Genomic DNA, 22,014 nt, shown 5'->3' with positions numbered 1-22,014 from the left:
ACCGTTGCGAAACCCGAAGGAGCTCCACCATGGCCCTCACTGCCCATTCCACGATCGGCGACTGGCTCAACGACCCGACCGGCGGCCCGCTCATCCGCGGCCTCTTCGAGCAGACCGGCGCCGACCCCGAGCTCCTCACGCCCGTCCTCGGCCTCCCGCTGCAGCAGCTCGTCGCGATGAGTCAGGGCCAGCTCCCGCAGTCGGTCGTCGACGACCTCGTCCGCGCGGCCAACGGCGGGGAGATCCCCGAAGACACGAACACGGAAGGGTGGACCGAGACCCCCACCAGCGGACGATTCGCCGGCAAGACCGTGATCGTCACGGGCGCTGCGTCCGGGATCGGCAAGGCCACGGCATCCCGAATCGCCCGCGAAGGCGGACGCGTCATCGCCGCCGACATCTCCGCCGAGAAGCTCGACGCCTTCAAGGCCGAACTCCCCGGAATCGTCACGGTCGCCGGCGACCTCACCCAGCAGGACGCGATCGACGCCGTCATCGCCGCCGCGGGCGACACCATCGACGGCCTCGCGAACATCGCCGGCATCAACGACGACTTCTCCCCCGCGGGCGAGACGACGGATGCCGTGTGGGACCGCGTCATCGCCATCAACCTCACCGCCCCGTTCAAGCTCATGCGCGCGGTGCTGCCGATCATGGAGAAGGCCAGCCGCGGCGCGATCCTCAACGTCTCGAGCGAGGCGGGGCTGCGCGGCAACGCCTCGGGCAACGCCTACACGGCGAGCAAGCACGGCATCATCGGCGTCACGAAGTCCGCGGCGTTCATGTACGGGCCGAAGGGCATCCGCGTGAACAGCGTCGCTCCCGGCGGAGTGGCCACCGGCATCCCGATGCCCCCTAACATGTCGGAGTACGGCTCCGGACGCCTCGCCCCATTCCAGCAGGCCATCCCCACCGTCGCAACCGCCGAGCACCTCGCCGCGTCGATCACGTTCCTACTGTCGGACGACGCCGTGAACATCAACGGCGCCGTGCTGACGTCGGACGGGGGATGGTCGGTACAGTAGCGACTCGACGACTGCACCCAAGTCCACCCGGGTCGATAGAGGTGCGATTCATACAGCTCGACGGCGCCGCCAGTGGAGTCGGATCACCGTCAGTTGTGCACGCTTATTCTGGAGCCCGTCTCGCCGCTCGCGAAGGCTTGCTGTTGCTCCTTGCGCTCGCCAGCCCGACTGACGTCGAGCGCACGGTGAAACATGCGATGTACGTGAAACCATTCGCACCGATCCACCGTGGACTCGGACTCAACAAGAAGTGCGTCGTCCGCAAAGAATAGGGGTGCCGCGCTACCGGATATCGCGCATCCCACTAGCCCGATGCGATATAGAAGACTAAGGAGCGGTTGGTAGAGCTCGTTCCAGCTCGCGGTGTCGGCGCTCGATTCCCACATTGCGCGCGACAGGTCCGTCATCCACCTGACGCCCGTGAATTCCGGCGCAGTCATGAGTAGCATGCATTCATCGAGTCGATCTTGAAACTCTCCTCGAGTCATCCGGGCTGGAGCTCCTCGGAACTTGAGGACCACCTGGTCGATACCCGGATAAGTCTGCTTCCATTCATCCCGAAGCGCAAGGAGGCGATTAGCTGAATACTGACGCTCGGCAGCGTGAATGTCATCCCATGACAGCCGATGCTTCCCGGCCGCAACGGAGAAGCATTGATTCGCAAATGCGATTGCATCACGCGGACGGAGCAAAGTTCTCTGCAGGATGTACTGGATCGGGTTTCCGCGAGTGTTATTCGCATGAGGGGTGAGATCTTTGAACGTCTTCGCTGGAAGGTTGGAGGACTCAGCAGCCAACTTGACCCGCTCGTCGAGTATCTCTTCCAGCAGCGCACCCGTCCATCGCATTTCCAGCATGAGCGCTCGAAACTTCTCTTCCTGTCCGCCGCTAGCGCCGAAGTCCAGTTCCTGGAAGATGTTAGAGCGAAGGGCCACAACGATCTTCAGATTTTCAACTCGCTGCATGTCAAGTACCGTACGGAAGAGACAACGAATCAGATCGTTGGACAATCGCTCATCAACCCAGTCCCTGTCGAGATCATCGATCACGATGTAGGTGAAATTTGCCTCGTCTAGAATTTCCTCGTTGAGGACGGTCAGCATCTGATTGAGTTTCGATAGTTGCGTCTCATTCACAATTCTCTGGTATCGATCGGCCATTTCGGAACGGGACTCTGTGGTTTGTTCAGTCAAAGCTGAAAGCGACCCCTTTACACTGACGGGCGCCAATGAAGTCGCTACGCTACTATCCGCTCCCAAGCGCTCCGTGAACCGATCCGTGATCTCGCGAACTCGTTCGTCCGCGTCGATCCAAAACTTGCCTTCGAACTCTTCCAAGTACTCCAGGGCAGCCTGCTTCCCCGGTTGTCGAATCAGTCGCTCCTTGAGACTCGTCAGGAATCGCTGTTTAGTCTCCGGCGACGTGACCCCATATCGGTGACGAATGATTTCGACCAGCAGGACGTGTTTCCACAATGCGATCCAGAAAAGGTCGAGTTTGACATCGAGCGAATCCATGTACTTAATAACCTGCAGGTCCGTGATATACGGGAGCGACAGGTCCTCCGGAGAGATCCGGATAACATGATCCGGCTCGGTGTCCTCTAAATGCTGCAGCGCAGCGGACTTACCGGAACCGGTGCGCCCGATCAGGAAGCATCGGGTGTCCCGGCGATCAGCGATCACTTCATAGAGACCTGATTCCACGAAAGCATGCCCCGCGAGTGGGTCCGCTTCTGCCTGCTCGCCCCCGAGCGTAAAGCCAGCCTTGATGCGCGCAGCCTTGGTCGCCATGTGTTCTCCTCTGAACGCGTGTTCATCACATCATGCCGCACAGCTGGCCCCCGACCCACGAGTTCGCGCTTCTTGTCACGACGATCGTTGCGGAATGGTCGTCACCGGCCGGACCGAGCGCGGACGTCTCCCAACGTCTTGCCTGTTCGCGCCTCCGAAATTGCGGCCTCTGTCCTCGGAGCTCAGAACTCTGATGACATCGCGCCCACCGCAAGCTAGGGCAAAGCAAGCACGGCATCATCGGCGTCACGAAGTCCGCGGCGTTCATGTACGGGCCGAAGGGCATCCGCGTGAACAGCGTCGCTCCCGGCGGAGTGGCCGCCGGCATCCCGATGCCGCCGAACATCTCGGAGTACGGATCCGGACGCCTCGCCCCGTTCCAGCAGGCCATCCCCACCGTCGCGACCGCCGAGCACCTTGCGCGTCGATCTCGTTCCTGCTGTCTCACGACGCCGTGAACATTAACGGCGCCGTGCTGGCGTCGGATGGGGGATGGTCGGTTCAGTAGGGCCCGCGGCCAGCGGGACGCGCGGCGAGACCGTCCGTTGGTGGATGAGAAGAGTCGCATCGACCGTGGCTAGCCTATCCACATATATATTGCATATGTCCTCATATGTACGCTTTTATGACCGAACAAGCCGCAATTGCCACGACGGTCGAAACGCAATAGGAAGAGGAATCACATGTCATCTCACGCCACCCGTCGCATCGCGAGTTCCTACGGGTTCACACGCCGCGGACAGCGCACGATCGCCAGCACGGCCGCGGCAGCGACGATCATCGCGGGGAGCCTGCTCTGGGCGGGTTCGTCAGCGCATGCCGACGAGCCCGCTGACGGCGTCTCCGCGCAAGAGGTCGCCGTCGCCCTGGAGGGCCTCGATCCCGGGCTCGTGAAAGACGCAGTTGTGCACACGACGGGCCCGAGCGCCGAGTCCACACTCGAGGTCCGCGTACCTACGACTGCGGCAGACGATGTCTCTGTGGCCGTGGGCGACTTCGATCTGAGTATCTCCCTTCCGCATGCAGCTGCGGCAGAGAGCGGACAACTTCTCGCTGATGGAACGACCGTCTACCCTTCCGATGGCGCGAGCAGCAATGCAGTCATACCCACCGAGGGCGGCGTCCAACTCCTCTCGGTCCTTGAGAACCGTGAGGCTGCGGAGACCTACCCCTACGATCTGACGATCCCGGTCGGATACCGCCTGGAATCCACGGCGGACGGTGGTGCCCGCATCGTGGACGATCAGGGCACGGTCAAGGTCGAATTCGAAACGGCGTGGGCGGAGGACGCGTCTGGAGTTGCCGTGCCTACGCACTACGCGGTGGAGGGGAACACCCTCACACAGGTCGTGGAACATAAGGATCTCGACAACGTTTCTTACCCGATCGTGGCCGACCCACTCCCCGTGGTTGTGTTCGTCGTCACAGGACTCGCCTTGGTCGCCGTCGCGGCCCTCGCGCTGGGCATTGGAACGTGGTTGGTCATCAGCTGGTGGAACACGTGCCAGGCGAAGGGCAAGTACCCGGAACTCTCCACGAAGAACGGCTTCACCGCTAGGTGCGTGCGATGAGCCACTCGCCGACTCTGAGCGTCGTCGCCGCGAAGCCATCCGGTGACCGCGCCGGACGCGTGTTCGTCATCGCATGTTCGATCGGCATCGCTGCCGGGGTCGTGGCGATAACGGGGATGCTGCTCGCGGCTGGCGCGTTTGCGAATGCCAGCACGATCGTCATCCCGCTCATCGCCTCGTTCGAGGGCTTCCTCGACGCGGATGGCGTGAACGCGGTGACCATCACAGGTTCCTGGGCAATGGCAGGTGCGGTGACGGTAGTCCTCGCCCTTGCGCTGTCATTCTTCATCCTCCGTCTCTTGAGAATCCGTCCGACAGCCACTTCAACGCCTGAATGACGAGGTCGAACTCTTCTCTCATATGGGGGCCATCATTTGGATGGCCCCCCTATCTTCATGCCGAGCTACGGAATCAGACCTGACGGTGCTGACGGAATCTCGACTCGAACGCGAGGCACCACTCCCTAGATCCCCATCACTGCCGCGAATCGTTGCGCCGTCCGTGGACCCATCCCGACACGACGCCTGCCACTACCTGCCCGGCCGAGAAGGACAGAAGGCCGACCACCAGCGCGACCATCAGATCAACTGACTCCCTCTCGCCCAACTCCCCGACGAGCTGGATATGCGCGAGGTACGCGAACCAAAGCACCACCGGCAGCAGCGCCAGCACCGTGCCGAGCTTCCTCCCGGCACGTTCGACGACGACACCGACAGCGAACAGCGTGAAACCGATGAGCGCGAGCGTCATGCGGCCAATAGAAGCAGACGGGTGGGGACGTTTCGCGTTATACACAGGCCATATCGCGACGGGCGCTACGGCCGCCGCCCTCGGCCTTTGTGGAACACCCCGCCGCCGAGCCACGCCGACCAGATACCGACCCCAGGACAGCGATGACGATGGTTACGACATCGTCCGGCGGAAGACGGTACCGTGCCAGCATGAAGGCCCCCGCGAAGACTCGAACCGCGCGATTCGTGATGTCCATCGCGATGGCGACCGCCCTCGCCGCCTCAGGCCTGACCGCATGCGCGTCGACAACACGATGTCTACCGGCCGAACTGACGGCATCCCCGGCCCGGATCGCAGCGGGCGACACCCTGACGCTCGCGAGCGGGCCAGCGGAGTGCGACCTCGGGTTCGAGAGCGAACCCATCTATACGGTCGTCCTCTATTCGTCGACAGCCCAGCAGTCCGAGCCTCTCGAGGTCGCTCCGGGCGAGGACGGCACTTTCAGTTCTGAAATCAGCATCCCCGAGTCGTTCTCGCCCGGAATCGCAACGGTGGTCGTGACCGGCAGCCCCTATGACGAGTGCGGCAACGAGTCGGGCTCCTGCGCGCAGTACTCCGTCGATGTGACCATCACAGGCTGACGCCCTCCCATCTCCCCCGGTTACCCTGACCCCATGAAGAAGCTCCCTGCTCTCGCCGCGCTGGCCGCCGGCATCCTGCTGCTGTCGGGATGCTCCGAGCAGGTGTCGAAGTACACAGCGTGCGGCTCGATCACGTCTCAGGCGGTGCAGGTGACCGGCGCGATCGGCGCCCTCACCTCGCCGACTCCCGAGGCAGCGCGCGCGGCGCTCGACGAGGTGCGCGGGGTGGTCGAGAACATCCGTCTCGTCGACGGTCCCGACGAGTTCGTCACCCTGCGCGAGGCGTGGACGACCAGCATCGACGCGGTCGTCGCCGAAGGCGAGAACGCCCTCGCGGGCAACCCCGGGAACATGGATGCCGTCACCTCCGACCTGCGCACCACGACCGAGGCGATCGTCGGGTACTGCGCTCCGTAGGGTCACCGCGTTTCGACTCAGGCGACTTCGTCGTCTTCGATCAACGACCCGGGTGGGGTGGGGGGACTTCGGCGGGTCGCGGCGTTTCGACTCAGGCGACTTCGTCGTCTTCGCTCAACGACCCGGGAACCGTTCGCTCAACGCCCCGGGGAGGAGGGGTCACTCCATCGGCGCCGCTCAGAGACCGGCCGGCTCGCGCCCCTCCACAGCATCCGCATCCGCATCCTTGTCCCTGGCCGCAGTCATGCGCGGGACGAGCCTGCCGAAGACGAGGTATCCGAGCGCCCACAGGATCGCCCCACCCGCGATGAACGCAGCGATGACCGCGACGTAGTCCCAGGCGCTGTCGAGCGGGAACCATCCGCTGAGCAGCAGCGCGGGCAGCACGGTCACGAGCATGATCGCGAAGTGCACGAGCGACTGCTTACGCAGACTCCACCCGGCGACGTCGTAAGTGACGGATGCTCCGACGACCGCCGCGACGATGACCCCGACTGCGATCGTCGAACGCCCGTCGGCAGCCTTGTCCTGAATCAGAAGCGCCACCCCGATCGCGGTCATGATCACCAGCGGGATGCCCGCCCTCAATACCGCTTTCATCGCGAGGCTCACCCTGCCACCCTAGCGACGACGATGCGGGCATTCGGGCACGCCGTCTGCGAGCATCGAGGAATGAGTCGACCCGTCGAGATCGATGAGCGCCTGGTGGCTGAGCTCGTCGCCGAGCAGTTCCCTGGTTGGGTGGACCTGCCGGTGCGCGCGGTGACGCGTCAGGGGTGGGACAACCGGACGTTCCGCCTAGGCGACGACCTGTCGGTGCGGCTTCCCAGCGCGGAAGCGTACGTCGCGGGCGTCGAGAAGGAGAGCCGCGCGCTCGACTTCCTCGACGGCAGGCTCCCGGTCTCCGTTCCCTCCGTCGTGGCGCTCGGGGAGCCCGGCCGCGGATATCCGTTCCCGTGGTCCATCCGACGGTGGCTACAGGGCGACACCGTCGACGCGGCGACCGGTCTCGACCGTAGGCAGCTCGCTTCCGACCTCGGCGGCGTCCTGCGTGATCTGCGATCCCTCCCCGTCGACGCGGGCACCCCGGCCGGACGCCACTCGTTCTATAGGGGCGCACACCCGAGCGTCTACAGCGATGAGGTGCACGCCGCACTCGACCAGCTGCAGGACGAAGTGGATGCCGAGCGCTGCCGGGGTGTGTGGCTCGCCGCGACGTCCAGCGCCTGGGACTCCGCACCGGTGTGGTTCCACGGCGACGTCGCCGTCGGCAACCTGCTCGTCAGCGACGGCCGCCTGTCGGCGATGATCGACTTCGGCACCTGCGGGATCGGCGATCCTGCCTGCGACCTCGTCATGGCGTGGACGTACTTCGAGGTCGGAGAGCGGGACGTGTTCCGTGACGCGGCCGGCCTCCATGATGCAACGTGGGGTCGTGCCCGCGGATGGGCGCTGTGGAAGGCGCTCGTGACTCTCGCCGGCACGCCCGGGCCCGGTGGCGACGACAGCCGGCGTGTGTTGGACGAGGTGCTGGCTGAGCCGCTGTAGGCGGCGCGGTCAGCTCGCGATGCCGCGCAGCAGCCGCGTGACCGTCTCGTCGATACGATCCTCGCTGAGCGGCTGCCCGATCAGCGCTGCGTACGACGCCATGGCGATGAGCTGATCGGCGATGGCGTCGGCATCCACGTCCGCCTGGATCTCGCCCGCCGACTGCCCGCGGTCGATGCGCTCGGCGACCCACGACCGGATCGGAGCGGCCAGCCGCTCGTTGAGCGCGAGTCCGAGCTCGTGGTCGGTGGCGGTCACCGCGATGAGCGCCCGGGCGAGCGCGACACCCTCGCGGCTGCCGACTCCCGCAGACATCGCCGCGAACCACGCGTGCAGATCGGCGCGGATGTCGTCGGTCATCGGCACCTCGACGTCGACGCCCGGCAGGTCGCCCTCGAGCAGCGCCTCACCGAGGATCGCCGCCTTCGACGGCCACCAGCGGTAGATCGTCTGCTTGGCGACTCCGGCCGTCTCGGCGAGTCCCTCGATCGTCACGGCCTCATACGCGCCGGCGACGACGGCGGCACGCATCGCGTCGAGCACCGAGCGGCGCGCGGCTTCACTGCGAGGACGGGGCATGAGAACAGGCTACTGACGGATGCCGGGCGCGAGGCGCCGGGCGCGAGGCGCCGGGCGGTTCGTCGCTCGCGGATCCGGTGTCGGCCGTGCGCCGTAGGCTTCTGTCATGGCGAAGAAGAGATACGGGTTCTTTCACTTCCTCCTGGACTGCGTCCTCACGCTGATCACCGGAGGACTCTGGCTCATCTGGATCTTCGTGCGCGAGATGCGCCGCCGCTGAGAGACGGCTCGCGCGGGTGGGAGCCACCCCCGAATCGAGCCGTTGCTAGGGTCGCCGCATGGACTTCGGATCGAACCTCAGCCTGCTGCTCATCCTGAATCTGACGCTTGCAGTCCTCGGCATCGTCGTCGGTCGTCTGCTTCTGTACCTCGTGATCAAGCAGGCGGTGTTCCACGGACTGCGTGCGCACACTCGATGGATCGACGCAGGCAAGGACTGAGAAAAGCGCGTGAGCGCCGACCGGGTCGGTCAGTCAGTGCTGGATGCCGGCGCCCGGGCCGTAGCGGTCCTCGAACTCGCGGATCGCGCGACGTACCGCGCGGATCTTCACCACGGCGAAGACCGTGCCGGCGACGAACAAGGCGAGCGCGAGCCAGGGCAGCCAGCCGCCCCTGCCCTCGACGATCATCAGCGCGAAGACGGCCGCGCCGACGACCGGCGACGCGAGCATCCAGAGGGCCGAAGTCCTGTCCCGTTGCAGAGCGAGCCGCTGCTGGATCAATGACGGGGTCGGGTCTGGCTCGGTCATGGGGGAAGCGTAGCGGGCCGCAGTTTCACGACTCGTCCGCCACGGTCGGCGGTCGTCGCGCGACGACGATGCCGAGAGGGGTATCGCCATCTCGGCCGTCAACGGGTTAGCTGGACGCATGACTGCGCAGCATCCCGCACAGGTTCCGGTGTCGGTGGCGCGACCCGTCGCCGCCGGCATCCTCGCGGTCATCGGAGGAGTGATCCTGATCTGGTGGGGAGCGTCGGAACTGTTCGCCGCGGGGGTGGCGGCGGATGCAGCGGGGATCTCGGGGACCGGAGGCGGATTCCCCGCACTCTCGCTCGGGGCCGCTGTGATCGGAATCGCCGCCGCGGTGTGGGGACTGTGCGCGCTCGCATGGCAGCTCGGCAAGATGCTGCAGCGCCGACGGACTCGCGCGTGACGGCGAATCAGTCCTGGATGCCGGCGTCGCGACCGTAGCGGTCTTCGAACTCACGCGTCGCGCGCCGGGCGGCGAGCAACTTCGCCACGCCGAACATGACCCCGCCGATGAAGACGGCGACAGTCGCGATGCCCGACCACAGACGCCAGCCGCCCTCTCCCACGACGACGGATATGCCGATGATGAGGGCCCCGATGAGCGAGCCCACGATCATCCACACGGCGTGGGTCCTCGCCCTGCGCAGCGCGAACCGCTGCTGGATCAGCGACGGCGTCGGGTCTGGCTCGGTCATGGGGGAAGCGTAGCGGCCGGGCTCGGGTCGCGGCACGACCGCGCGGCGTGGACCGCGGCGGGCGTCGTGACGAAAGATCGAAAACGCGTCGGAACGGGTCGCTTGTGAGGCAGTTGTGTTCTATCGAGAGCTGCGGGGCCTCGGCCGGAACGTCATCGCCACGACCCCGGACCCGAACTCGCGTCGATCCACCAGCTCCAGGTCGACCCGCTCGCGCAGACCGGCCAGCAGGTACGGGCCGTGGCCCGCCACGAGCGGATGCTGCACGAAGACGTACTCGTCGATCAGCCCGAGATCCGTGAGCGCCGTCGACAGCACGAGTCCTCCGACCGACAGCCCCTTACCCGGCTGCTCCTTCAGCCTCTGCACGGCCTCGCCGAGGTCGCCCCGCACGAGTTCGGCATTCCAGTCGACCTCGTCGAGCGTGCTCGAGACGACGTACTTCTTCGCCCGGTCGAGGGTGGCGGCGAACTCCTGCTCCCCCGCGTCCATCCAGTCGGGCCAGACCCCGTCATCCGGACGCTTCCACGCCTCCCGCATCATCTCGAACGTGACACGGCCGTAGAGCTCGGCATCCGAGTTCTCCATCTGCGCGGTCCAGAAGCGCATCAGCTCGTCGTCGGGCGCGACCCCGGCCTCGTGATGCACACACCCGTCGAGGGTCACGTTGATCGCATACCGCAGTGGTCTCATGCGCTGCTCTCCCTCGATGCGCGAAGTGCGGGGTCGGATGCCGTACAGAGTACGCCTCGGGAGGGTGGCGCGTTTTCGTCTCGCTTCGCTCGCTCAGTACGCAGCGTGACTGGGACCTCACCCCGTTTCGTCTCGCTCCGCTCGCTCAACGACCTGCGTCGGGGGGAAGGGGATTCGGGGACGTCACTGCGTTTCGTCTCGCTCCGCTCGCTCAACGACCCGCGGAAACGATTGCTCGACGACCGGCGCACCCCGGCATCCCGATAGCGTGGAGGCACGAACCGCGCGGGGGAATCGCGCGACCGACGACCGGAGTCCACATGACGTCTCTGCGCCCGCGCGCGACCCGCACCCTCGCCCTCTCCGCCATCGCGGTCGTCGCGCTATCCGGGTGCAGTCCGTCGGGCAGCACGAGCGGCGACGGCGACACCACCGAGAGCGTCGCCCTGCTCGAGGAGTTCTTCGGCCACCTCGAAGCCGGCGAGACGGCCGATGCCGCGGCGATGACGTCGATCGACTTCCCGACCGAGTTCCTCGACGAGGACTTCTACGCGGCATCCGCTGCTCTTCCGTCCGACGTGAAGGTCGTGCCGACGAAGGGCTCCGACGATTACACCGTCACGGCGACCGTGGAGTTCGTGCTCGACGACCCCGAGAACCCGGCGAGCGCGACCTTCCAGGTGAAGAACGACGACGGCGAGCGCACGATCTCGTGGCGCGATGAGAAGTTCTCGATCATCAACATCGCCTCCCCCGGGCGCATCGTCGTGAACGGCGAGCTCGAGTACGCGATGCAGCCCGAGGGCGCGCACGATCTGTTCCTGCTGCCGGCCCTGTACGACATCGCGTACGACGACCCGACCGGCACGACCCAGCTCGGCGACGACGGCACGAACGAGTTCACATTGCCGTGGCCGCTCGACGACGCGGACCCGGCATCCGACTTCCCCTCGAACGCGGCAGTCACGCACTGGAATCTGACGGTCAGCGCGTGGGTACCGTCCGATGTGATCGCCGCCGCCGAGGCGCAGATCGACGCGCTCACCGAGGCATGCGTGGCCGAGGGGATGACCGGCCCGTCGTGCCCTCCCGAGGTGCTCACGTACGCCACGCCCCTCGTCGACCCCTCGACGGTCGAGTGGTTCCGCACTCCGTCCATGGCCCCCGTGGTCACCGACGGACGCGTCGAGTACTCGAAGGGCTTCACCGTGCGCGCGGATGGCGCGACCTACCCGGAGCCCGCGGTGTACACCGGCACGGTGACGAAGGATGCCGACGGCACGGTGACATTCACGCGATGACCTGAGCGCAGCGTGGCGGGGCGTTTCGTCACTTCGACTCGCTTCGCTCGCTCAACGACCCGGGGTGCGAGTGTGCTGGAGCGTCACCGCGTTTTGTCTCGCTCCGCTCGCTCAACGACCCGCGGAGACACACAGCTCGCTTCGCTCGCTCAACGACCCGGGGGAGGCTTCGCTCGCTCGACGAGCCGCGGTTGACCTTGCCGCAGCGTCAAGGGTTACCGTCGGATGACATGACCGTCACCCTGATCGACAGTGCTTCCGCAACCGCCCGCATCCTCGACGCCGACCCCGCCGAGCGCGCCGACCTCGTGCGCGAGATGTGGGCGCCGATGGCGGGCATGTACCACTTCATCCCGGGCGGGCTCGATCTCGCCGACGTGCACCGACAGAGCTTCGGGTTCGATGTGGAACATCCGTCCGACGAGGTCCGCTCCGGACTCGACGCCCTCATCGCGGCCGATGCGTGGCGGCGCGTCGAGGCCGCCCTGCACACCGGTATCGATGCGCTGGAGCGGGCGAACCCCGGCATCCTGATCCCCGATCTGACCGTCCTCCTCGTCCTGGGCGATCCGCGCAACGCGCACTTCGTCGACGAGGTGCAGGGATTGTCGGGCTTCGGCGGCATCAGCGGCTACATCACCCTCACGCTGTGGCCGAGTGCGCGCGTGCTCGATCGGCTCGAGGCGATCGCCGTGCACGAGCTGCACCACAACGTGCGGTACTCCCCCGGCGGTGTCGTCTGGGATCCGGCGACGGTCACCGTCGGCGAGCACGTGGTGTCCGAGGGACTCGCCGACGTCTTCGCCACCGAGCTGTTCGGGCCGTCCGGCTTCACCCACTTCGTCTCGCCGAAGACCCGCGCCGACGATGGCGTGCTCGCGAAGGTCGCCACCGGCCTCGGCGTCACGGGGATGCAGGACTTCGCCGCGTGGGTGCTCGGCGATGCCACCGCGCGCCTGTTCGGCGGCGAACCCGTCGGGCTCCCGACCGGCGCGGGCTATGCGGCGGGCGCTCGCCTCGTCGACGCGTACCGTGAAGTGAGCGGACGCACGGCGGCGGAGTCCGTGCACGCGCCGGCCTCCGGCATCCTGCCCGCCGCTCTTCCGCACTTCGGGCTCGCCCCGACCGCCGACTGACTGGAGCACGCATGGAGTGGACCGTCTCCGAGCTCGCCGACCGTGCGGGCATCACCGGACGCACCCTGCGCCACTACGACCGCATCGGGCTGCTTTCGCCCGACCGCGTCGCCGCCAACGGATATCGGTACTACGGTCCGCTCGCGGTCGCGCGGCTGCAGCGCATCCTGCTGCTGCGTGACACCGGCATGCCGCTCGCCGAGATCGCCTCGCTGCTCGACGCCGAGAACTCCGAGGCCGAGATCATCTCGCTGCGCGCGCACCTCGCGCAGCTGCAGACCGAAAAGGATGCCGTCGCCCGGCGAATCGCCTCGGTCGAGCACACCATCGAGATGCGCGCGCAGGGGCGCGAGCCGCGCATGGACGTCATGCTGCAGGGCTTCAACGACAGCTACGAAGACGAGGTCGTGCAACGCTGGGGGCAGGAGGCCTTCGACGCCTCGAACCGCTGGTGGCACGACAAATCGGTGCGGCAGCAGCGCGAGTGGAAGGCCCGCACCGACGCGCTCGTCGGGCGGTGGCGGGAGCTGCACGACCGGGATCTTGGGCCGTCGTCACCTGAGGCGCAGGCGCATGCGGCCGCGCATCTGGACTGGTTCGCCGAGATCCCCGGCACGCCCACGCATGCCGGCGACGCCGAGAATGCGACGGCGATGGTGCTCGGCATGGCCGACCAATACGAGACGAACCCCGACTTCCACGTGACGTTCGGGACGGCGGATGCCGCGGCCCTCGCCGCCGCCGCACTGCGCCTCCACGTGCGAGGGCGGTGACCGCCTGCGTCGCAAGGGCCTGTCGCGGCATCCACGAGGCGCTCTAGCCTGACCGGCATGCTGAAGATCGTCTCGATCGTGATCCGCGTGAACGACCTGCCCGCGCAGGCCGAGTTCTGGAAAGCCGCCCTCGACTACGTCGAACGCGATCCGGCGTCCGACGACTGGGTCGTGCTCAAGCCGCGCGACGCCGACGCGCCCTGCATCGCCCTCGACGCCCACCGGTCGGAGCGGGTGCTGCCGCCGCGCATCCACCTCGACATCTACGCCCAGGATCAGGATGCCGAGGTGCGGCGCCTCGGTGAGCTGGGCGCGACCGTCGTGCCGTGGGAGGGGCGCCCGGACGATGCCGACTACGTGACCATGCAGGACCCCGAGGGCAACCGCTTCTGCATCGTCGACCGGCCGGACTGGGTCGGATGGGATGCCGCGGGTCGGTGAAAGGCCGGGTCTGTCTGGCCCGCGGTCAGATCGAGCGGGAGTAGTACAGCGCCCGCTCGCCCGTGGCCGGGTCGGAGCCGGTGAAGCCGTGGGCTTCGTAGAAGCGCATCGCGTCGGCATCCGAGGCGTCGCCGTTGATCTCGATTTCGCCGACGCCCAGCCGCTGGCACGCCTCGATCATCACGCGCATGATCTCGCTGCCGAGTCCGCCGCCGCGCTCCGCCGGGTCGACGTACATCTCGTCGAGCAGCGCGACCGGAGCGTCGGACCACACGTTCGGACGCACCGTCACCAGCGCGACGCCGACCGCCGGCTCTCCGCCGACGATCGCGAACGTGGCCGTTCCGCCGAGCAGAGACCGCAGCCGTCGAGTGAGCACCTCGACGCCCGGCGTCGCGGTGTCGAACTCCGTGTTGAACGCGTGCAGGAGCTCGGCGATGCGCGGCGCATCGTCAGGCGTGGCAGTGCGGATGCGGTAGGCGCGAGGTTCGCTCATCGGGTGTCTTTCGGGTGAGGGTGTGTCGGGATGCTGCAGGGTGGCGACCCGAGGAATGTAGCGCGTTTCGTCTCGCTTCGCTCTCTCAACGACCCGGGGGCAGGGGGAAGGGCTTCGCAGGCTCAACGACCGGGGGAAGGGGATGGGCTTCGAGGGTCAGCCCTGCGACTCCGACTTGCGCGTGCCGGCCTCGAGCACGTCGCCTGCAGGGAGCTCCTGGTGCCCGCCGAACTGCAGCCGCATCGCCGAGAGCACCTGGTTCGCGAAGCGGTCCTCGTCGCGCGACGCGAAGCGTTCGAACAGTGATGCCGCGAGCACCGGCACGGGCACCCCGACGTCGACCGCGGCCTTGACGGTCCAGCGACCCTCGCCCGAGTCGGACACGCGACCGGCGAGACCGTCGAGCGTCGGGTTCTCGGCGAGCGCCGCCGCCGTGAGGTCGAGCAGCCACGACGAGATGACCGATCCGCGTCGCCACAGCTCCGACACCTTCGCGGTGTCGATGGGGAACTGGTAGAACTCCGGCTCCTCCAGCGGGGCGATCTCGGCCGAGTGCTCGGCCTCGCGCACCCCGGCATCCGCGTTGTGCAGCAGGTTCAGGCCCTCGGCGATCGACGCCATGATGCCGTACTCGATGCCGTTGTGCACCATCTTCACGAAGTGCCCCGCCCCCGACGGACCGCAGTGCAGGTAGCCCAGTTCCTCAGGGCCGAGCTCGCCGGTGCGACCGGGGGTCCGCTCGATCTCGCCCTCACCCGGAGCGACCGTCCGCAGGATCGGCTCGATGCGCTGCACGGCCTCGTCGGGCCCGCCGACCATCAGGCAGTACCCGCGCTCGAGACCGAAGACGCCGCCGCTCGTACCCACATCGACGTAGTGGATGCCCCGCTCCTTCAGCGCCTTCGCCCGGCGCACATCGTCACGGTAGTTCGAGTTGCCGCCGTCGATGAGGATGTCGCCCTCGTCGAGCACGGCCGCGACCTCATCGGCCACCGCCCCGGTGAGCGAGGCCGGCACCATCATCCAGATCGCGCGCGGCGCCTCGAGCTTCGACGCCAGATCGGTCATGCTGTCGGCCCCGACGGCTCCCTCCGCGACGAGCGCCTGCACGGCATCCGCGTTCACGTCGTAGACCACGCACTCGTGGCCGTCGCGCATGAGGCGTCGCACGATGTTCGCGCCCATTCGACCGAGTCCGATCATCGCGAGCTGCATGAGGTTCCTTTCGACGGGGCCAGGGGATGTCGTCATCCTCACACGCACGCGGGCTCGGACCAAAGGGGGTGGCGCGTTTCGCGGAGAGGTGGGTGTCGTCGGACGGGCCGGAGGTCCGCGGTCAGCCGCCATCGGCCGAGCCAGGCGCAGCGCCGTTCAGCGCCCGATGACCTCCCGGTCGAACGCGGCGTGTCCGTCGTAGTCGAGCAGCGCATACAGCTCGTCGCGGGTCTGCATCCCGGCCATCAAACCCTCCTGCGTCCCCTGCTCCAACAACACGCGGATGCCGTCGGTCACGGCCCCCATCGCGAGACGCAGGAGGGTCATGGGGTAGACGGCGAGCTGATACCCGAGGTCGCGCACTTCCTGCTGAGTGAGCGGCACACGCCCGCCGAACTCGTTCAGGTTGATCATCAGCGGCACGTCGATCTCGGCCCGGAACCTCCGGTACTCCTCCGGCGAGCGCAGCGCCTCGGGGAAGATCACGTCTGCGCCGGCGTCGACGAACGACTGCGCCCGCTCGATCGCGGCGTCGAGTCCGACCGCGGCCCGGGCGTCGGTGCGCGCGATGATCACGAACTCCGGGTCGCGACGACCGAGCACCGCCCCGCGGATGCGACGCAGCGCGGGATCGGCGTCGACCACCTCGACCCCGTCGGAGTGCCCGCAGCGCTTCGGGTTGATCTGGTCCTCGATGTGACACCCGGCGATGCCGGCATCCTCGAACATCTGGATGGTGCGCGCCGCATTCGCGGGCTCGCCGAACCCGGTGTCGGCGTCGACGAGTGCGGGCACGTCGACCATCCGGGCGATCTGCTGCGCCCGCTGCGCGACCTCGCTCAGCGTGGTCAGGCCGATGTCGGGCAGGCCCAGATCGGCGGCGATCATGTGCCCCGAGATGTACACCCCCGCGCCCCCGGCCTGCGAGATGGCCCGCGCAGTGAGCGGGCTGAACGCACCGGGCAGCACCGTCAGCCGCCCGCTCGCGAGCCGGTCGCGCAGCGCGCGACGCTTCTGCGTGGCCGTCACATGGGAACCCAGCATCCGCTCATCCCTTCCGCGCGAGAACCGGCACGGCACGAGAACCAGAACGGGAACCAGAACCAGAACCCCACGCCGACACCCCGGCCACCCGCTCGACGAACCCGGCGACGAGCTCGGTCATCTCGTCTTCGTGCCCGTGGTACCAGTGATCGGACTCACCGATCCGCGCGTCGTGCACCTCGGGATCCAACCGGGTGCCGATCTCGGCCCAGGTGTCGTCGCGCGACTCGGTGCCGCCCCATCCGAACAGCACGGGCGAATCCCGCAGGTTCACCCGCTCGATCCAGAACTCCGACCCCGGGGTCGCGGCGCGCTCGATCAACGATTTCGCCGTGATGCCCCAGTACCAGGACGGCAGCGGGATGATCTCGCTCCCGCGCCCCTCGGCGACCATGGCCTCGGCCACTTCGATCGCCCGCGCGAGGTCGGCGGGCTCGGGCCACCACCAGCTCAGTGCGGTCTTGTTGTCGGTGAGCGGCGACAGCAGGATGCGCCCGACGATATCGTCTCCGGTCGGCGTGTACACCCCGGCGTAGTAGCCGCCCGACGAGTGCCCCGACATCACGATCTGCTCGAACCCCTCGGCCCGCAGGAACTCCACGGCGGCTTGCAGGTCGGCCTCGCCCTCGGCGAGGGACTCGTACATGCCGCCGTGCACGGGCACATCGTCGCGGTCGGTGTTGTACGCGAGCGCGTGGCAGCGCATGTTGAACGCGAAATGCGCGACCCCGCGCAGCGCATCGGGCAGCCAGCGGGCGTGGATGTCGAACATCGTCGCCCCCTTCCCGTGCACGTGCAGCAGCACGGTCTTCTCACCGGCATCCGACTCGGCAGGGTAGAGCAGACCGTCGAGGGTCCAGCCGTCCGACGTGGTGAACGCCACGGTCTCGACGCTGCGGCGGCGGATGATCTCGGTCATGAATGCTCCTCGGAAAGCGGAAGACGAAGTCAGTGCAGAACGGTGCCACCGTCGACGACGATGGTCTGCCCGGTGATGGCCCGGGCGGCGGGCGACGCCAGAAAACGGATGCTGTCGACGACATCGGCGACCGTCAGATCGATCGGCAGCGCACGCGTGGCGCGGAACGCCTCGCGCTGCTCGGCGGTCCACACCGACAGGTTGCGCTCGGTCGCGATCAGCCCCGGCGCCACGGCGTTCACCCGCACGCCCTCGGGTCCGAGCGCGAGCGCGAGCGACCGGGTCATGCCGATCACCCCGGCCTTCGCCGCCGCGTAGTGCACCATCTGCGGGTGCCCCTTCAACGCGATCGCCGACGTGATGTTCACCACGGCCCCACGGGCCGCGCGCAGACCATCGCGCGCGCCCCACACCGCGTGATACCCCGAGTCGAGATTGACCCGGGCGAACCCGCCCCACGCCTCGGGGGTGAGCTCGTCGATCGGCAGCGTCGGCCACACACCGACCGCGTTCACGAGCACATCGATCGCGCCGATCCCGGCGAAGACGGATGCCGACGCCGGATCGGCCGTATCGGCGATGTGGGCCGTGCCGCCGACGGCATCCGCCACGTCGTGCGCCGCGTCGGAGCGATCGACGACGTGCACGTGCGCACCGTCGGCGGCATACGCCTCGGCGAGCGCGCGGCCGATCTCGCCCGCGCCCCCGCTGATCACGACGACGCTCACGCGGCCCCCGACAGGAGGGCGATCGACTCGTCGAGCGAGACCACCTCGCCGATCTTCGCCTGGATGTCGAACAGGTTCGCTTCGTGCGGTCCGGGCAGCCGATCGCCGACCGCGTCGCGCACCACGATGGGGATGAACCCCGACTGCATGCAGTCGGTGGCCGTCGCCCGGATGCAGCCGCTCGTCGACAGCCCGACGATGACGAGGGTGTCGACCCGCAGCGACGCGAGCGTTGCGACGAGCGAGGTGCCGGCGAACGCGCTCGGGTATTGCTTCACGATCTCGATGTCGCCCTCACCCGGCGCGAGCCCCTCGATGTACCCGTGGAAGGGGCTGTCGTCGCGGAACCACTTCAGCGCCGGCACCTTGCGCACGAACACGCCCCCGTCGCGCCCGGTGTCGTCGTGGTGCACGCGGGTGATGATCACCGGGATGCCCGCGGCGACCGCCGCCGCCCGCACGGTGCGCATGTTCTCGACCTCGGCCTCGACCCCCGCATAGAGCGGGCATGCGGGGTTCGTGTACGCCTCGCACGGGTCGACGATGATCAGCGCCGGGCTCGCCCCCGGCACGAGCGCGCCCGCAAGGCCCGCCCTGTCGTAGTCGGCGTCGTCGCTCACGCCCGCGCCTCGCGGAAGCCGTCGACCTGCACGAACGCCTTCGATGCCAGCACCGGCGCGATGTGCTGCGTGATCACGGCCTGATGCGCGGGATGAGCGGCATACGCCCGCCAGGCGTCCTCCGACGCGAAGTCGAGCTGGAACAGCAGGTCGCCGTTGCCGTCCTTGAGCCCCAGGTCGGTGCCGACGCGCACGGCCTCCAGCCCGTCGATCTGGCCGACCAGACCCAGCAGTCCGTCGCCGATGGCCTGCCGGTCGGCATCCGTCGCCGTCTCCTGCAGGGTGAGCAATCCGATGTGCGTGACCATGTGATCCTCCTCGTGGTGAGTGTCGTTCAGTGCTCGGAGAACAGCGAGCCGAAGCCCTCGAGCTTGTCGTCGATGCCGTTCGTGCGATACGCCGCCCAGACGGTCGCCGTGTTGATCGCGATGACCGGCTTGCCGAGCTCGATCTCCATCTCGGCGGCCACCCGCGAGCACGGCAGGTTGGTGCCGGCCTGCAGCAGCACGTCGACGTCGGCGGCGTCGACCGCGCGGAACGCGGCCTTCAACTCGTCGGGCGTGACATCGCCGATCGAGGTGGCCGTGTCGCACTTCAGGCCGTGCACGTCGTGCACCTCGTAGCCGATCTCCTCGAAGAACCGACGCACCTGCGCATCGCCGACCGGCTGATACGGGGTGATGATGCCGATCTTCTTCGCGCCGTACACGTCGAGCGCCATCTTGCACGCCATCGCCCCGGTGGTCACTGCGCGCCCTTCCGAGAGCGTGCTCATGAGCTCGGCGAACTCCTCGGCCCCCTCCTTGCCGCCCCAGAACGTCTCGGCGCTCATGCCCATCACGAGCGAGTCGACCTCGGCGGTGACGACGTCGCGCACCGCACGGCCGATCTCGACCCGCAGGTTCTCGAGGAACGATACGAACGAGGCGTCGTCGTCGAGCACGGGCTGCGGAATGTAGATGCGGCCCGTGTGCCACGAGACGCCCTCCACGCGCATCCAGTTGAACTCGGCCTCGACGACCGTGTTGGTGGAGGGAAGGATGAGGCCGAACTGGGCGCGCGGCGAGGTGATGCTGGTCATGGGGTCTCCTTCAGGGGGAACGGGACGAACGCGAGCCCGACGCCCGCGAGCGTGAGCTGACGGATGCTGGGCAGCGCCGCCGCCGACGACGACACCGCCAGAGGGACCTCGGGCAGCGCACGGTGGATGGCGTGCAGGATGTCGGGATCGGCGATGCCGCGCACCCCGAGGAAATCGGCACCCGCGTCGACGTAGAGCCGACCGGCCGCGACCAGGTCGTCGACCGAGCGCCCCTCCGTCTCGGCGATCGTGCCGATCACGAGCGTGTCGTGCCGGGCGCCGTGCGCCGTGGCGACATCGGCGGCGACCGCCGCGGGTTCCCGGGCCCCGTCGCTGAACTCGACCGCCGCGACACCGGCGCGCTCGGCGATCGCGACCGCGTCACCCGCGGCGACATCCGACACCCCGACGATCAGCGGAGCCCCGACCGAGTCGACCACCCCGGCCAGCGCGTCCGACGACCAGGCCGCCCGCTCGGCCGGCAGGTAGACGGCCTCTCCTTCGCCGCCGCCGACGGCCGACACCAGCAGCGTCGTGCCTCGGACCTGGTCGGACAGCACGCGCCCGGCCGGTCGGCTGCTCTTCGGGTTGACCGGGCTCAGGCCGCGCCGCATCCGCCGTCGCGACGTCGCGAACGACGACAGCATCGACGCGCCCATCAGGTACGCGCGGGCCCGCTCCGGGTCGGCGGCGATCTCGGCCATCTCCTGCTTGCGACCGGCACGCTCGCGCTCGTCGCGCTCGCGCATCTCCTCGTAGTTCTTCTGCGTGTTCTTCTGCACATCGACCGCCGCCGCGTCGTACCGCACACGGGCGTAGGTGTCGACGGCCCGCTGCGGGTCGCCGCCCTCGAGCGCATAGACGACCGCCTCGACGGCGGCGTGCGCGTCATGGATGCCGCTGTTCATGCCCATGCCGCCGAGCGGGTTGTTGATGTGCGCGGCGTCGCCCGCCAGCAGCACGCGGCCGAGGCCGAACGTCGCCGCGAGGCGCTGGTGCACCCGGTAGATCGTGCTGTGCGCGACCGGGTAGGGCTCGTCGAGCGCGATCACGCCCTGCAGCCGCTCCTCGATGCGCTCGGGCGACAGCGCCACCTCGTCGGGCTCGTCCTCGTCGATCGGGAACAGCACGCGCCAGTGGTTCGGCGTGCGCAGCAGCACGCCCCAGTCATCGGGGTCGTAGACGTAGCTGACGTAGGCGAGGTCGTCGAAGTCGTCGAGGAAGTCGTGCGTGGTCGACGCCACCAGAAAGCGCTCGGGGTAGGTCACGCCCTCGAAGGCGATGCCGAGCGACTGGCGCACCGCGGAGCCCGCGCCGTCGGCCGCGATCAGCCAGTCGGCACGGTAGCTCGGCTCGCGCTTGTCTCCCGGCAGGTACACGTAGGCGCAGTCGCGCCCCATCTCGACCCGCTCGACCGGCGCGCCGAAGCGCAGCGTGACGTTGTCCATCGCCTCGAGGTGGCGACGGATGATGCGCGTGAGCGTGCCCTGCTCGTTCTGGATGCGGAACGGATACGCCGTGTGCTCCGACAGCAGCGCCATGTCGAGGTGTGCGATCAGCTCACGGCTGTGCCCGCGGTACTGGAAGCCCGGCGCCTTGAGCCCCGTGGCGATGAGCTCATCGACCACGCCCAGCTCCGCCAGGATCTCGAGACTCGGCGGGTGGAAGGTCGACGCCCGCGATTCGGTCGCCAAGTCGTCGCCCCCCTCGAGCACCGTCACGGTGAGACCACGCCGCGCGAGGCTGAGAGCGGCGATCATGCCGACCGGCCCCATGCCGACGACGACGATGGTGGGCTGTGGCTCAGCGGTCATCTC

28 protein-coding genes and 1 pseudogene are annotated in these 22,014 nt (G+C 67.9%); 13 read left to right on the top strand and 16 right to left on the bottom strand.

Going from position 1 to position 22,014, the window contains the following annotated elements:
• The first annotated feature begins 29 nt into the window (after positions 1 to 29).
• Positions 30 to 1,025, top strand: a complete 996-nt coding sequence (locus FSY98_RS09205) for an SDR family NAD(P)-dependent oxidoreductase (RefSeq protein WP_144875957.1) — start codon at positions 30 to 32, stop codon at positions 1,023 to 1,025.
• 89 nt (positions 1,026 to 1,114) lie between these two features.
• On the opposite strand, the gene FSY98_RS09200 is transcribed toward FSY98_RS09205, so the two are convergent.
• A complete protein-coding gene (locus FSY98_RS09200) occupies positions 1,115 to 2,818 on the bottom strand; it encodes a P-loop ATPase, Sll1717 family (RefSeq protein ID WP_144875955.1) in 1,704 nt (567 codons plus the stop codon).
• A 224-nt stretch (positions 2,819 to 3,042) separates the two neighbouring features.
• On the opposite strand from FSY98_RS09200, the pseudogene FSY98_RS09195 reads away from it, so the two are divergent.
• From FSY98_RS09195 to FSY98_RS09185, 3 genes and pseudogenes are all read left to right on the top strand, one after another.
• A pseudogene (locus FSY98_RS09195) lies at positions 3,043 to 3,326 on the top strand (SDR family oxidoreductase); the annotation flags it as partial.
• 175 nt (positions 3,327 to 3,501) lie between these two features.
• Entirely contained in the window at positions 3,502 to 4,389 is an 888-nt protein-coding gene (locus FSY98_RS09190) for a hypothetical protein (RefSeq protein WP_222119135.1), read from the top strand.
• On the top strand, positions 4,386 to 4,727 hold the full coding sequence (locus FSY98_RS09185; protein WP_144875951.1) for a hypothetical protein: 342 nt from the start codon (positions 4,386 to 4,388) through the stop codon (positions 4,725 to 4,727). The genes FSY98_RS09190 and FSY98_RS09185 overlap by 4 nt, the downstream gene beginning before the upstream one ends.
• 136 nt (positions 4,728 to 4,863) lie before the next feature.
• Here the strand turns inward: FSY98_RS09185 and FSY98_RS09180 are convergent, their stop codons facing one another.
• The gene (locus FSY98_RS09180; protein WP_144875950.1) at positions 4,864 to 5,139 is read right to left on the bottom strand and encodes a hypothetical protein; all 276 of its coding nucleotides are present in this window, start codon (positions 5,137 to 5,139) and stop codon (positions 4,864 to 4,866) included.
• 191 nt (positions 5,140 to 5,330) lie between these two features.
• On the opposite strand from FSY98_RS09180, the gene FSY98_RS09175 reads away from it, so the two are divergent.
• Positions 5,331 to 5,762: a hypothetical protein gene (locus FSY98_RS09175; RefSeq protein ID WP_144875948.1), complete on the top strand. Its 432-nt coding sequence runs from the start codon at positions 5,331 to 5,333 to the stop codon at positions 5,760 to 5,762.
• 33 nt (positions 5,763 to 5,795) lie between these two features.
• Positions 5,796 to 6,179, top strand: a complete 384-nt coding sequence (locus FSY98_RS09170) for a hypothetical protein (RefSeq protein ID WP_144875946.1) — start codon at positions 5,796 to 5,798, stop codon at positions 6,177 to 6,179.
• Between the two features lie 177 nt (positions 6,180 to 6,356).
• Here FSY98_RS09170 and FSY98_RS09165 read toward each other — a convergent pair whose 3' ends face one another.
• Positions 6,357 to 6,791, bottom strand: a complete 435-nt coding sequence (locus tag FSY98_RS09165; protein ID WP_260857339.1) for a DUF3021 domain-containing protein — start codon at positions 6,789 to 6,791, stop codon at positions 6,357 to 6,359.
• A gap of 60 nt (positions 6,792 to 6,851) precedes the next feature.
• Here FSY98_RS09165 and FSY98_RS09160 point away from each other — a divergent pair, with 60 nt between their 5' ends.
• On the top strand, positions 6,852 to 7,727 hold the full coding sequence (locus FSY98_RS09160) for an aminoglycoside phosphotransferase family protein (RefSeq protein ID WP_144875944.1): 876 nt from the start codon (positions 6,852 to 6,854) through the stop codon (positions 7,725 to 7,727).
• Between the two features lie 9 nt (positions 7,728 to 7,736).
• Here FSY98_RS09160 and FSY98_RS09155 read toward each other — a convergent pair whose 3' ends face one another.
• Positions 7,737 to 8,306 (bottom strand): TetR/AcrR family transcriptional regulator, encoded by a 570-nt coding sequence (locus FSY98_RS09155; RefSeq protein ID WP_260857338.1) that lies wholly within the window; start codon positions 8,304 to 8,306, stop codon positions 7,737 to 7,739.
• Between the two features lie 278 nt (positions 8,307 to 8,584).
• Here FSY98_RS09155 and FSY98_RS16690 point away from each other — a divergent pair, with 278 nt between their 5' ends.
• The gene (locus tag FSY98_RS16690; RefSeq protein ID WP_186307600.1) at positions 8,585 to 8,746 is read left to right on the top strand and encodes a hypothetical protein; all 162 of its coding nucleotides are present in this window, start codon (positions 8,585 to 8,587) and stop codon (positions 8,744 to 8,746) included.
• A gap of 33 nt (positions 8,747 to 8,779) precedes the next feature.
• Here FSY98_RS16690 and FSY98_RS09150 read toward each other — a convergent pair whose 3' ends face one another.
• Positions 8,780 to 9,055: a hypothetical protein gene (locus tag FSY98_RS09150; protein ID WP_144875942.1), complete on the bottom strand. Its 276-nt coding sequence runs from the start codon at positions 9,053 to 9,055 to the stop codon at positions 8,780 to 8,782.
• Between the two features lie 118 nt (positions 9,056 to 9,173).
• Between FSY98_RS09150 and FSY98_RS09145 the strand changes: the two genes are divergently transcribed.
• Positions 9,174 to 9,458 (top strand): hypothetical protein, encoded by a 285-nt coding sequence (locus FSY98_RS09145; RefSeq protein ID WP_144875940.1) that lies wholly within the window; start codon positions 9,174 to 9,176, stop codon positions 9,456 to 9,458.
• A gap of 7 nt (positions 9,459 to 9,465) precedes the next feature.
• Here the strand turns inward: FSY98_RS09145 and FSY98_RS09140 are convergent, their stop codons facing one another.
• Positions 9,466 to 9,750, bottom strand: a complete 285-nt coding sequence (locus FSY98_RS09140) for a hypothetical protein (protein WP_144875938.1) — start codon at positions 9,748 to 9,750, stop codon at positions 9,466 to 9,468.
• A gap of 120 nt (positions 9,751 to 9,870) precedes the next feature.
• The gene (locus FSY98_RS09135) at positions 9,871 to 10,443 is read right to left on the bottom strand and encodes a dihydrofolate reductase family protein (protein ID WP_144875936.1); all 573 of its coding nucleotides are present in this window, start codon (positions 10,441 to 10,443) and stop codon (positions 9,871 to 9,873) included.
• A gap of 320 nt (positions 10,444 to 10,763) precedes the next feature.
• Between FSY98_RS09135 and FSY98_RS09130 the strand changes: the two genes are divergently transcribed.
• The 4 genes from FSY98_RS09130 to FSY98_RS09115 all read left to right on the top strand — a co-directional run bounded on the left by FSY98_RS09130 (position 10,764) and on the right by FSY98_RS09115 (position 14,094).
• Positions 10,764 to 11,744 carry a hypothetical protein gene (locus FSY98_RS09130; RefSeq protein WP_144875935.1) on the top strand — a complete coding sequence of 327 codons (981 nt, stop codon included), beginning with the start codon at positions 10,764 to 10,766 and terminating at the stop codon, positions 11,742 to 11,744.
• Positions 11,745 to 11,974: 230 nt separating this feature from the next.
• Entirely contained in the window at positions 11,975 to 12,880 is a 906-nt protein-coding gene (locus tag FSY98_RS09125; RefSeq protein WP_144875933.1) for a DUF2268 domain-containing protein, read from the top strand.
• A gap of 11 nt (positions 12,881 to 12,891) precedes the next feature.
• Positions 12,892 to 13,653 (top strand): MerR family transcriptional regulator, encoded by a 762-nt coding sequence (locus FSY98_RS09120; RefSeq protein WP_144875931.1) that lies wholly within the window; start codon positions 12,892 to 12,894, stop codon positions 13,651 to 13,653.
• A 57-nt stretch (positions 13,654 to 13,710) separates the two neighbouring features.
• Positions 13,711 to 14,094 carry a VOC family protein gene (locus FSY98_RS09115; protein ID WP_144875929.1) on the top strand — a complete coding sequence of 128 codons (384 nt, stop codon included), beginning with the start codon at positions 13,711 to 13,713 and terminating at the stop codon, positions 14,092 to 14,094.
• 25 nt (positions 14,095 to 14,119) lie between these two features.
• On the opposite strand, the gene FSY98_RS09110 is transcribed toward FSY98_RS09115, so the two are convergent.
• The 9 genes from FSY98_RS09110 to FSY98_RS16830 form a co-directional block, all read right to left on the bottom strand.
• Positions 14,120 to 14,590, bottom strand: a complete 471-nt coding sequence (locus tag FSY98_RS09110; protein ID WP_144875927.1) for a GNAT family N-acetyltransferase — start codon at positions 14,588 to 14,590, stop codon at positions 14,120 to 14,122.
• Between the two features lie 156 nt (positions 14,591 to 14,746).
• Positions 14,747 to 15,841: a phosphogluconate dehydrogenase (NAD(+)-dependent, decarboxylating) gene (gnd, locus tag FSY98_RS09105; RefSeq protein WP_260857337.1), complete on the bottom strand. Its 1,095-nt coding sequence runs from the start codon at positions 15,839 to 15,841 to the stop codon at positions 14,747 to 14,749.
• A 120-nt stretch (positions 15,842 to 15,961) separates the two neighbouring features.
• The gene (locus FSY98_RS09100; protein ID WP_144875925.1) at positions 15,962 to 16,849 is read right to left on the bottom strand and encodes an oxaloacetate decarboxylase; all 888 of its coding nucleotides are present in this window, start codon (positions 16,847 to 16,849) and stop codon (positions 15,962 to 15,964) included.
• 4 nt (positions 16,850 to 16,853) lie between these two features.
• Positions 16,854 to 17,768 (bottom strand): DUF1749 domain-containing protein, encoded by a 915-nt coding sequence (locus FSY98_RS09095; protein ID WP_144875923.1) that lies wholly within the window; start codon positions 17,766 to 17,768, stop codon positions 16,854 to 16,856.
• Positions 17,769 to 17,797: 29 nt separating this feature from the next.
• Entirely contained in the window at positions 17,798 to 18,496 is a 699-nt protein-coding gene (locus tag FSY98_RS09090) for an SDR family NAD(P)-dependent oxidoreductase (RefSeq protein ID WP_144875921.1), read from the bottom strand.
• Positions 18,493 to 19,116: an isochorismatase family protein gene (locus FSY98_RS09085; protein WP_144875919.1), complete on the bottom strand. Its 624-nt coding sequence runs from the start codon at positions 19,114 to 19,116 to the stop codon at positions 18,493 to 18,495. Before FSY98_RS09085 ends, FSY98_RS09090 begins: the two co-directional genes overlap by 4 nt.
• On the bottom strand, positions 19,113 to 19,424 hold the full coding sequence (locus FSY98_RS09080) for a Dabb family protein (RefSeq protein WP_144875917.1): 312 nt from the start codon (positions 19,422 to 19,424) through the stop codon (positions 19,113 to 19,115). The genes FSY98_RS09085 and FSY98_RS09080 overlap by 4 nt, the downstream gene beginning before the upstream one ends.
• 26 nt (positions 19,425 to 19,450) lie before the next feature.
• A complete protein-coding gene (locus tag FSY98_RS09075; RefSeq protein WP_144875916.1) occupies positions 19,451 to 20,197 on the bottom strand; it encodes an arylmalonate decarboxylase in 747 nt (248 codons plus the stop codon).
• Positions 20,194 to 22,011, bottom strand: a complete 1,818-nt coding sequence (locus FSY98_RS16830; RefSeq protein WP_222119134.1) for an FAD-dependent oxidoreductase — start codon at positions 22,009 to 22,011, stop codon at positions 20,194 to 20,196. The genes FSY98_RS09075 and FSY98_RS16830 overlap by 4 nt, the downstream gene beginning before the upstream one ends.
• Positions 22,012 to 22,014: the final 3 nt, after the last annotated feature.

The organism is Microbacterium sp. 1.5R (genome assembly GCF_007667425.1).
Lineage (GTDB): Bacteria > Actinomycetota > Actinomycetes > Actinomycetales > Microbacteriaceae > Microbacterium.
Note: the sequence above shows the minus strand (reverse complement) of the source record. Positions and strands in the feature narration are given on the sequence as shown.